General features: G+C 75.7%; 5 protein-coding genes. All 5 read left to right on the top strand.

Features of this window, described 5'->3' with window-relative positions; genetic code table 11:
• The coding region (locus tag Cch01nite_RS08285; RefSeq protein WP_203751096.1) for a non-ribosomal peptide synthetase at window positions 1-3,282 on the top strand (3,282 nt) is incomplete at its 5' end.
• Entirely contained in the window at window positions 3,279-6,551 is a 3,273-nt protein-coding gene (locus Cch01nite_RS08280) for a non-ribosomal peptide synthetase (protein WP_203751078.1), read from the top strand. The genes Cch01nite_RS08285 and Cch01nite_RS08280, both read left to right, overlap by 4 nt.
• A complete protein-coding gene (locus tag Cch01nite_RS08275) occupies window positions 6,548-7,810 on the top strand; it encodes a PQQ-dependent sugar dehydrogenase (RefSeq protein WP_203751075.1) in 1,263 nt (420 codons plus the stop codon). The genes Cch01nite_RS08280 and Cch01nite_RS08275 overlap by 4 nt, the downstream gene beginning before the upstream one ends.
• A gap of 21 nt (window positions 7,811-7,831) precedes the next feature.
• Window positions 7,832-10,102, top strand: coding sequence for a PQQ-binding-like beta-propeller repeat protein (locus Cch01nite_RS08270; protein WP_203751074.1), 2,271 nt, complete (start codon window positions 7,832-7,834; stop codon window positions 10,100-10,102).
• Window positions 10,099-10,785 (top strand): VTT domain-containing protein, encoded by a 687-nt coding sequence (locus tag Cch01nite_RS08265; RefSeq protein WP_203751063.1) that lies wholly within the window; start codon window positions 10,099-10,101, stop codon window positions 10,783-10,785. The genes Cch01nite_RS08270 and Cch01nite_RS08265 overlap by 4 nt, the downstream gene beginning before the upstream one ends.
• Window positions 10,786-10,933 lie beyond the last annotated feature (148 nt).

Here is a 10,933-nt window from a genome sequence, read left to right as displayed (position 1 = left end):
TCCCTCGCGTTCCAGCTCTTCTCCGACCCGCACACCCACCAGGGCACGGCACCCGCCGGGGCCACCGACACCCTGCAGGTCGAGCGCGGCACCGCCGTCTTCGACCTCGTCGTCACGACCTGGGACGACGAGGACACCGTCGCCGGGCGCGTCGAGTTCAACACCGACCTGTTCGACCCCGCGACGATCGACCGGCTCATCGCCCACCTGTCGACCCTGCTCACCGCGGCGACCAGCCACCCCGACCGCCCGCTGAGCACGCTCGACCTGCTCACCGACGACGAACGGGCGGCGCTGGCCGCCTGGAACCGCACGGCCGCACCGGTGCCCGACGGACCCGTCGAGGCGCTCGTCACGAGCCACGCCGCGGCGACCCCGGACGCGACCGCGCTGGTCACCGACCAGGAGACGTGGACGTACGCGCGCACCGAGGCCGCCGCGAACCGGCTCGCCCACCACCTGCGGGGCCTCGGCGTCGGCCCGGGCACCCTCGTCGCGGTGTGCGCCGAACGCACCGCGCACCTGCCCGTCGCGCTGCTCGCGACGCTCAAGGCCGGCGGCGCGTACCTGCCCCTCGACCCGACCTACCCGCCCGACCGGCTGCGCGACATCCTCACCGACGCCCGCCCGGCCCTCCTGCTCACCGAGACGCACCTGCACCGCAGCCTCCCGACCGCCGGCACGCCGACGCTCGACCTCGACACGCTCGACGTCACCGCCGACCCCGACACCCCGCCACCGCCCACCGCGACCGACGACGACCTCGCCTACGTCATCTACACCTCCGGCTCGACCGGCCGGCCCAAGGGCGTCGAGGTCCCCCGCCGCGGCCTCGCGAACCTCGTCGCCGAGCAGCGCAGGCTGATCGGCGCCGGCCCCGGCGACCGGGTGCTGCAGTTCGCGTCGCTGAGCTTCGACGCGGCGACGTTCGAGACCGTGATGGGCCTGTGCACCGGCGCGGCGCTGTGCCTGGGGCCGCGCGAGGCCCTCGACCCTGGCCCGGCGCTCACCCGGTTCCTGCAGCGGCACGACGTCAGCGTCGTCACGCTCACCCCGTCGGTGCTGGCGACGCTCGACCCCGACGACCTGCCCGCGCTGCGCGTCGTCACCGTCGCGGGTGAGGCGTGCCCGGCGCACCTCGTGGACCGGTGGGCGACGGGCGGGCGGGCGATGCTCAACCTGTACGGCCCGACGGAGACGACGATCTGGGCGACCGCCGCCGTGTGCTCGCCGAGCGAGGGGCGGCCGCCGATCGGGCGGCCCATCGCGAACGTCCGCTGCCACGTGCTCGACGCCGCGCGGCAGCAGGTCCCCGTCGGCGTCGTCGGCGAGCTCTGGCTGGGCGGTCCCGGCCTGGCCCGGGGGTACGTCGGGCGGCCGGACCTGACCGCCGAACGGTTCGTCGAGGGGCTCGACGTCGACGGCGGGCAGCGGCTGTACCGCACCGGTGACCTGGTGCGCCGCCGTTCCGACGGGGCGCTCGACTTCGTCGGGCGCGTCGACACGCAGGTGAAGGTCCGCGGGGTGCGCATCGAGCTCGGCGAGATCGAGGCGGTGCTCGCCGAGCACCCGGGCGTGCAGGACGCCGTCGTCGTCGACCAGGCGGACGACCGGGGGCGGACCCGGCTCGTCGCGTACGTCGTGCCCGAGCCGGAACGCTCGTCCGACCAGGCCGCGGCGCAGGTCGAGCACTGGCGCACCCTGTACGACACGGCCTACGCGCGCGGCGCCCAGGAGCCGGACGACGAGTGGTTCGACATCGCCGGGTGGGACAGCACGTACACGGGCGCGCCGCTGCCCGCCGACGAGATGCGGGCCTGGGCCGACACCACCGCCGAGCGGATCCTCGAGCTGCGCCCGCGACGGGTCCTGGAGATCGGCGCCGGGTCCGGCCTCCTGGTGTCCCGGGTCGCTCCGCACTGCGAGCGGTACGTCGCGACGGACCTCTCGTCGGCCGCGGTGGACCTCCTCGACGCCCGGCTCGCCCGGCACGGCCTGGGTTCCGTCGAGACCCGCGTGTCCGCGGCCCACGACCCCGGGCCGTACGAGCCGGCGACGTTCGACGTCGTGGTGCTGAACTCCGTCGTGCAGTACTTCCCCGACGCGCAGTACCTGGTCGACGTGCTGCTTCTCGCCGCCGGGGCGCTGTGCGAGGACGGGTCCGTCTTCGTGGGCGACGTGCGCAGCCTGCCCGCCCTGGACGCCCTCGCGACGTCCGTGGAGCTGACGCGGGCGGCCGGCGCGCTCCCGCTGTCGAGCCTGCGCGACCGGGTGCGCCGCCGCCGCGAGTCCGAGCAGGAGCTCGTCGTGCATCCCGCGCTGTTCCGCCTGCTCGTGGACCGGACGGACGGCCTGCGGTCCGTCAGCGTCCGGCCCAAGCGCGGCACGTACGACAACGAGCTGTCGCGGTTCCGGTACGACGTCGTGCTCAGCCGCCGCGCCGCGCCGTCGGACGGCCTCCCGACGAGGCCCGGACGCGCGTTGTCCGACGTGCGGGACGCGACCGGTCCGGCCCTCGTCACGGGCCTGCCCCACGTCCGGCTCGACGGTGCCCACTCCCGCGTCGCGGACCAGCCCGGGGACGCGACCGTCGCCGACCTCCTCGCCGCCGAGCCGCCCGCACCGGACGGCGTCGAGCCCGAGGACGTGTGGCGGCTCGGCGCCGACGTGCAGCTCGACGTCACCGGCCTCGCCCTCGACGTCGCCGTCGGCGCGGACCCGCCGCCCACCTGGCCGCTCGCGGGCCGCGTGGACGACGCCCTCACCTGGCAGGAGCTCGTCAACGACCCGCTGCGCGGCAGCCTGCGCCAGCGGCTCGTGCCCGACCTGCGCACCCGGCTCGAGGCACGGCTGCCCGAGTCGATGCTGCCGGGCGCGATCCTGCTGCTCGACGCCGTGCCGCGGCGGCCGAGCGGCAAGGTCGACCGCCGGGCGCTGCCCCGCCCCGACTCCGGCCGGCCCGACGTCGGCACCGCCTACCTCGCCCCGTCGACGACGCTGGAGGTCGCCGTCGCCGACATCTGGTCGCAGGTGCTCGGGGTGGACGGCATCGGGCTCGCCGACGACTTCTTCCAGGTCGGCGGCCACTCGCTGCTCGCCACGCAGGTCGTCGCCCGGGTCCGCAGCCAGTTCGACGTCGAGCTCCCCGTGCAGACCCTGTTCGAGGCACGCACGCTCGGCGCCTTCGCGGCCGAGGTCGAGGGGGCGCTGCGCGCCGAGATCACCGGGCTCTCGGACGACGAGGTGCTGCGGCTCGCCGCGGACGAGCGGGACGCGTCATGACGGGCTCGTCGGCGGCCGAGCGGATCTCGGCGGAACGGCAGGCGCTCCTGGCCCGCCGGATCAACGGCGCCGCCCGGTCCCAGCACGTCGCGATCCCGCGACGCGCGCCGGGCGCCGACGTGCCGCTGTCCTCGCAGCAGCAGCGGCTGTGGTTCCTCGACCAGCTCGTGCCGCACAGCGCGTTCGCGAACATCGACGTCGCGCTGCGCCTCGAGTTCGCGGTCGACGCGGCGGTGCTGCAGCGGGCGCTCGACGAGGTGGTGCGGCGGCACGAGTCGCTGCGGACCACGATCCGGCCGGTCGACGGGTCGGCCGTGCAGGTCGTCGCCGAGCACCTGCACGTCCCGCTCGTCGTCGTGCCCCTCACGGGGACGACCGCCGAGGTGCAGGCCGCCGTGACGCGGACCGTGACCGAGGAGGCCCGGCGGCCGTTCGACCTGGCCACCGGCCCGCTCGTGCGGGCGACCCTGCTGCGCGAGCAGGCCGCCCGCAGCGTCCTCGTCGTGACCGTCCACCACATCGTGGCCGACGGCTGGTCGATGCGGACGTTCTTCTCCGAGCTCGCGGCGCTCTACACGGCGTTCGGCGCCGGGCGGCCGTCGCCGCTGCCGGAGCTCACGCTGCAGTACCCCGACTACGCCGTCTGGCAGCGCGCGCAGCTCGACGGGGCGTCGTTCGACCGCGCCCTGGCCGCGTGGCAGCGCCGGCTGGAAGGGGCCCCCGTCCTCGAGGCGCCCACGGACCGGCCGCGGCCCGCGATGCAGACGTTCACCGGCGCGACGCTCACGTTCACCCTGCCCGCGGCACCGCTGGACCGGCTGCGCGACCTCGCCGGGAACGCCGGCGCGACGCCGTTCATGGGGCTGCTCGCCGTGTTCGGCGCGCTGCTGGCGCGGTGGACCGGGCAGGACGACCTCGTCGTCGGCTCGTACGTCGCCGGACGCACCCGGGTCGAGCTCGAGCCGCTCATCGGGTTCTTCGTCAACACGCTGCCGCTGCGGGTGCGGCTCGACGGCGACCCGACGTTCCGGGAGGCGCTGCTCGCCGTCCGGGAGGTCACGCTCGACGCCCTCGACCACCAGGAGGTGCCGTTCGAGAAGCTCGTCGAGGTCCTCGCCCCGCCGCGCGACCTGTCCCGCAACCCGCTGTGCCAGGTGGCGTTCCAGCTGGTCACGGCGCCGGCGGGGACGCGGACGGGACCGACCCCGAGCACCGTCGAGGCGGAGCGCGGCACGGCGAGCTTCGACATGGTGTGGTCGGCGACGCTGGACGAGCCCGGGGGCGAGGTCGGCGCGCACGGCACGCTGGAGTACGACACGGCCCTGTTCGACCGGGCGACGGTCGAGCGGCTGGTCGAGCGGTTCACCGTGCTCCTGGACCGCGGGACCGCCGCGCCCGACGTGGCGCTGTCGCGCCTCGACCTCACGACGGAGGCCGAGCGTGCGCTCGTCGACGGCTGGAACGCGACGGCGGCCGACGTCCCCGAGGACGGCCTCGCGACGCTCTTCACGCGCCAGGTCGCGTCGACGCCGTCCGCGACCGCCGTCGTCGCCGCCGACGGGACCCGGTGGACGTACACCGACCTCGACCGCCGGGCCCGGGTCGTCGCCGCACGGCTCGCGGCCGCAGGTGTCGGACCGGGCACCGTCGTCGGGGTGCTGCTCGACCGCTCGCCCGAGCTCGTCGCGACGGCCGTCGCCCTGCAGCTCCTCGGTGCGACGTACCTGCCGCTCGACCCCGCGTACCCCGCCGACCGGCGCGCGCTCATGACGCAGACCGCCGGCGCGACCCTCGTCGTCGGCGGGCCGGACGCGCCGGTGGACGTGCTGTCCGCCGACGCGGACACCCCGCCGTGGGACGGGACGCCCGCCGAGGGCGTCGACCCCGCGTACGTGCTGTTCACGTCCGGGTCGACGGGCCGCCCGAAGGGCGTCGCGGGCACCCACCGGCAGGTGCTCAACCGGTTGCACTGGATGTGGCGCACCTACCCGTTCGGGCCGGAGGAGGTCGCGGCGCTGCGGACCCCGACCGGCTTCGTCGACTCCCTGTGGGAGATCTGGGGCGCGCTGCTGCAGGGCGTCCCGACCGTCGTCGTCGCGCCCGACGTGAAGGCCGACACGGACCGCCTCGTCGACGTGCTCGAACGGCACCGCGTCACGCGGCTGTGGCTCGTCCCGTCGTTCCTGCGCACGCTCCTGACGACCCACCCCGACCTGGCCCGGCGGTTGCCCGACCTGCGGATGTGGGTCGCCAGCGGCGAGCCGCTCGCCGCCGAGCTCGCCGACCGGTTCCACGCCGCGATGCCCGGCGCCGAGCTGCACAACTGCTACGGCACGTCCGAGGTGTGGGACGCGACGTGGCACGTGTGCCGCCCGGCCGAGCCCGTCGTCCCGCTCGGCCGGCCGATCGCGAACGTGCGCTGCCACGTGCTCGACCCGCACGGGGTGCCGACCGGTGTGGGGATGCCGGGCGAGCTGTGCGTCGCCGGCGCCGGGCTCACCGCCGGGTACCTGGGGGACGCCTCGCTGACCGAGGGCCGCTTCGTCACGCACGCGGGCGAGCAGGTCTACCGGACGGGCGACCGCGCCCGCTGGCTGCCGACCGGCGAGCTCGAGTTCCTCGGGCGGCTCGACGACCAGATCAAGGTGCGCGGCGTCCGGCTGGAGCCGGGCGACGTCGAGGCGGCCCTCGCCGAGCTGCCGGGAGTCGTGGACGTCGCCGTCGCTGCGCCGGGCGGGGACGGCGGTCTGACCGCCTACCTCGTCACCGGCGACGGCCCGCGTCCCACGCTGCTCGACGTGCGGCGGCACCTCGCCCAGCGCGTCCCCGAACCGGCGATACCGACCCGCCTGACCTTCCTGCCGGCGCTGCCGCACACGTCCAGCGGCAAGCTCGACCGCCGCGCCCTGCCCGCCCCCGAGGCCGTCGGCACGGGCGGCTCGCAGCCCCGCACCCCCGTCGAGCGGCTCGTGCTCGCCGTGTGGGTCGACGTCCTCGACACCCCCGGCGCAGGCGTCGACGACAACTTCTTCGAGCTCGGCGGCCACTCGCTGCTCGCGACGCAGATCGTGTCCCGGCTGCGCCAGCTCCTCGACGTCGACCTGCCCCTGCAACGGTTCTTCGAGGCGCCGACGGCCGCGAGCCTCGCCGCCGTGATCGTCGAGGAGGGCGACCCGGTGCGCGTCGAGCGGGTCGCGGAGCTCGCCGTGGGGCTGCTGAGCATGACGGACGACGAGGTCGCCGCGGCCCTCGAGGAGGACGCGTCGTGACCGTCGTGGCGGAACCGGCGTGGTCGCGCCTCACGTTCCCGACGAGCCTCGCCTTCGACGACGAGGGCGTCGCGTACGTCGCCGAGTCGGGGCTGCCGTTCGGCGGCGCCGCGCCCGGCGGGCGCGTGTGGGCGGGCAGGCTCGACGACGAGCGGCGGCGGCTCGTCGTCGACGGCCTTCCGGCCCCTGTCAACGGGCTGACGTACGACCAGGGAACGGTCCTCGTGTCGGTCCCCGGCGCCGTCCTGCGGCTGACCCCCGACGGGGCGCTGTCCACGGTGGTCGACGGGCTGCCGACCGGCGGGAACTACCACACGAACATGGTCGCGGTCGGTCCGGACGGCTGGCTGTACCTCGGCCAGGGGGCCATGACGAACACCGCCGTGGTCGGGCTCGACGGCATCGACCTGGGGTGGCTCCGCAACCACGACCACCCCGCCGACGTGCCCGGCCTCGACGTGGTGCTCGGCGACGTCGCCGTCGAGACCGCCGACCCGCTCGGCTCCCCCGGGGCGACCGCGACGACCGGGGCGTTCGCGCCGTTCGGCACCCGGCTGCCGCCCGGGTCTCTGCTGGCCGGCCAGGTGCCGTGCACCGCAGCCGTCCTGCGCTGCCGCCGCGACGGCACCGGCCTCGAGCTCGTCGCGTGGGGCACCCGCAACCCGTACGGGCTCGCGTTCCTGCCCGACGGCCGCCTCCTCGCCGTCGACCAGGGCGCCGACGACCGCGGCAGCCGTCCGGTCGGCGACGCCCCCGACGTGCTGTTCGAGATCCGCCCGGGCGCCTGGTACGGCTGGCCCGACTACGTCGACGGCGTGCCCGTCACGGACCCGTCGCTCACGCCTGTCCGCGGCGAGAAGCCGACGTTCGTGCTCGCCGACCACACCACCCTGCCGCCGCCCGAACGCGGCCTCGTCCGGTTCCCCCCGCACACCGCCGCGACCAAGCTCGCCGTCGGCCCCGCCGGCGACCCCCGGTGGCGGGACACCGTGCTGGTCACCCTGTTCGGCGACGAGCGGCCCCTCACCGCGCCGGAGGGACCGCGGGTCGGCCGTTCCGTGACGAGCGTCGACACCCGCACCTGGACCATGACCCCGCTCGTCACCGGCCCGCTGCTGCGGCCGATCGACGTGGCGTTCTCCCCGGTCGACGGCACCCCGTACGTCGTCGACTTCGGACGGTTCGAGATGGGCCCGGCGGGCGGCGTGGAGGCCGTCGCGTCGAGCGGTGGCGTGTGGCGACTGGTGCCCGACGCCTGAGGATCGAGGAGAGGGATGACGATGAGCGCCCCGACTGACCAGGACCTGACCCCTGTGCTGCTCCCCGGTGCGAGCGGCTGGGACCCCGACGGGTCGCTCACCGTGACCGTCCGCGAGGACGCCGCGGCCGCCCTCGGCCGGGTCGGACCGGCCGTCGAGGTCGCGGGGCTCGTGCGGTTCGTCCCCGTGGTGCTGAAGGTGCCCGTGGACGACGACGACGTGCGCGGCATCGACCCCGGCTCCGTGCGGGTGCTGCACCGGCTCCCCGGCGGCGGGTCCGCCGTGGTCGACGCGTCGGGGGCCGTCCCCGGGCTCGGGCACGTGTGGGCGATCGTCACCGCGCCGGGCGTCTACGAGGCGTTCGGGCTGCCGCTCGACCCGGTCGCCGAGCAGCTCGTCGAGGACGCCGCCGCGGGCGGGCGGGCCGTCGACACCGTGCCGCCCGGGACCGTGCCGGCGTTCCGGGAGGCCGTGGCCGCGGACCTCGCGGCGACGGACCCCGACCGGTTCGCTCAGATGGAGCGCGGCGACGGGTTCGGGGTCGTCGCGCTGCCGCTGCCCGGCGACATCGACGACGACGAGCTCCTGCGCACCGTCCGCGACCTCGAGCGCGACCGCACCCCCGAGCAGCAGCTCCTCGTCAGCCACGCCGAGACTCGCACGCGCGTCACCCGCGCGCTGCCCGGCGTGCCCGCGAGCGCGAACTGGTGGATGTACCACCGCGACCCCGAGCACACCGGGGTCGTCACGGACAGCCACCTCGACGTGACGACGGTCGGGGGCCTGCGCCCCCGGTACCGGCTCCCGCTCGACGGGCCCGTCGTGTCCGTGCCCGCGGTCGTCGACAACGTCGTGTACGTCGGCGTCGGGAACAGCCGCCGGGCGGTCGCCGGGCGCGGCGGCACGCTCTACGCGATCGACCTGATCACCGGGGCGCTGCGGTCCAGCTTCACGTTCAGCACCCCGCCGCTGGGCGGCTCCCGTCAGGGCCTGGCGGGCATCGCCTGCACCCCGGCGGTCGTCGACGGGCGTGTGTACTTCTCCGGGCAGGACGGCAAGCTGTACTGCCTCGACCAGCAGACCCTCTCGCCGGTCTGGGTCACCGACATGCGGCACGCCGACCCCGCGCACCGCCAGCCCGTCACCCACCAGGTGAACGCCGAGGGCTGGTGCTCGCCGCTCGTCGTCAACGGCCGCGTGTACGTGGGCTGGGGCGAGAGCGAGAGCAACGCGTTCGGGTTCTTCTACTGCCTCGACGCGGCGTCCGGCGACGTCGTCTGGCTGTTCTGCACCACCCTGTTCCCCGGCGTCACCGACAACGTGCCGAACGTGATCCCCCGCACCGCCGTCGGGATGAGCCCGCTGCCCCCGGGGTTCGCCGCCGCGGACGACCCTCCCGTGCGCGGCGGGTCGCCGTGGTCGAGCGTCGCGTACGACGCGGCGAGCGACCGGGTCGTCGTCGGGACCGGCAACGTGCTCCCGCAGCACCCGCTGCCGCAGCCGAAGTACTCGCTCGGCGTCCTGTCGCTCGACGCCACCACGGGCGGCTCCCCCAGGTTCTTCCAGCCCGCCAACGCGGACAACTACCGGCCCGACGACAGCGACGTCGACATGGCCGCCAGCCCGCTGGTCTACACCGTCGGCGGCCGCCGGGTCGTGGCCCTCGGCTGCAAGAACGGCTCGTTCTTCGTGCTCGACGCCGCGTCCCTGGAGGTGCTCGCCCGGCGGCAGCTGCTGCCCCGCGCGGGCGGGAACGGCGGGTTCCCCGGCGACCGCGGGCGACGCCTGCGGTTCGTCGACCCGCGCGAGGTCGAGCACGGCCAGATCTCCACCGAGAACTTCTACGGGACGTTCAGCTGCCCGGTCGTGCACGCCGGGCTGAGGCGGATCTTCGTAGGCCTCGGCGGGTTCGAGTTCGGCGGCGCCCACCCCGGGATCGACTCGCCGACCACCCCGTTCCTGCGGGCGATGGACTGGGCGGACCTCACCGACGCCTGGGCCACCCGCGTCGGCCCCGACCGGGTCAGCCGCTACGTCACGGCCACCCCGCCGCTCTACACGACACCCGGTGAGGCAGGCTTCAGCTCACCGGTGCTCGTCAACGACCTCGTGCTCATGACGACGTCCCGGCCCGCCCTGTACGGGTTCGACGCCGGCACCGGCCTGGCCGTCTACCAGGCGCCCGGCTTCGGCCCGCAGCGACCGAACAGCTTCACGCTCGGGCCGGCCGTGTACGGGGACTGGGTGGTCGCCGGGAGCGCGAACCTCGGCCTGCTGGCGTTCTCGCTGTGACCGTCCGCCACTACCTCCTGCTCACCGTCGGGCTGCTGGTGCTGCTCACCGGGACGTTCGTCGCCGTCGAGGCCGCCGGGTTCGAGCTGCTCACCGACCCGACGCCCGCCATGGGCCGGATGCCGCTGGCGGCGGCCGCCGCGATCGGCGTCACGCTGCTCGTCGTCGACGTCGTGCTCCCCGTGCCGTCGAGCGTCGTCATGGTGCTGCACGGCGCCCTGTTCGGCGCTCTGGCGGGTGCGGCGCTGTCGTTGGCCGGGGCGGTCGGGGCCACGGTCGTCGGCTACCTCCTCGGGCGGGGCGGCGCCCCGCTCGTCGCCCGCGTCGCCCCGCCCGCCGAGCAGGACCGTGCCGCGGCGCTGCTCGGCCGGTGGGGTCCGCTCGCGATCGTCGTGACGCGGCCGCTCCCGCTGCTCGCCGAGACCACCGCGATCGTCGCCGGGACCACCCGGGCCCTGACCGTGACGCGGGTCGCCCTCTGGGCCGCCGTCGGGGCGCTGGCCCCTGCCGTGGCGTACGCGGTCGCCGGGGCGTCGGCCGCCGGGGGCGCCGACCTGCCGCTGGTGTTCGCCGCGGTGCTGGCCCTGGCGGGGGTGACGTGGCTGGTGGGCCGCCGCCCGCGGTCCCCCCACCCCACCACCCCCGCTCCCCCCACCTCCCACTCCCCGCAGCCGAGAACGTGACTTCGGGGTGAGAACGTCTAGTTCAGAGTGCCGTTCTCACCCCGAAGTCACGTTCTCGCCGGGCGACCAGCTCGGGGCGGGAGGGCGGCGCGGCTGGTCAGCGCGGTGCCGACCCTTGTCGGCCCGGTGGGGCGGCCACTACATTGCG

The sequence above is a fragment of the Cellulomonas chitinilytica genome (genome assembly GCF_016862675.1).
GTDB lineage: Bacteria > Actinomycetota > Actinomycetes > Actinomycetales > Cellulomonadaceae > Cellulomonas > Cellulomonas chitinilytica.
Note: the sequence above shows the minus strand (reverse complement) of the source record. Positions and strands in the feature narration are given on the sequence as shown.

Bases quoted from the DNA above. Each gene is read 5' to 3' on its own strand.
- Cch01nite_RS08280 (WP_203751078.1), top strand. From the start codon at position 3,279: ATGACGGGCTCGTCGGCGGCCGAGCGGATCTCGGCGGAACGGCAGGCG.
- Cch01nite_RS08270 (WP_203751074.1), top strand. From the start codon at position 7,832: ATGAGCGCCCCGACTGACCAGGACCTGACCCCTGTGCTGCTCCCCGGT.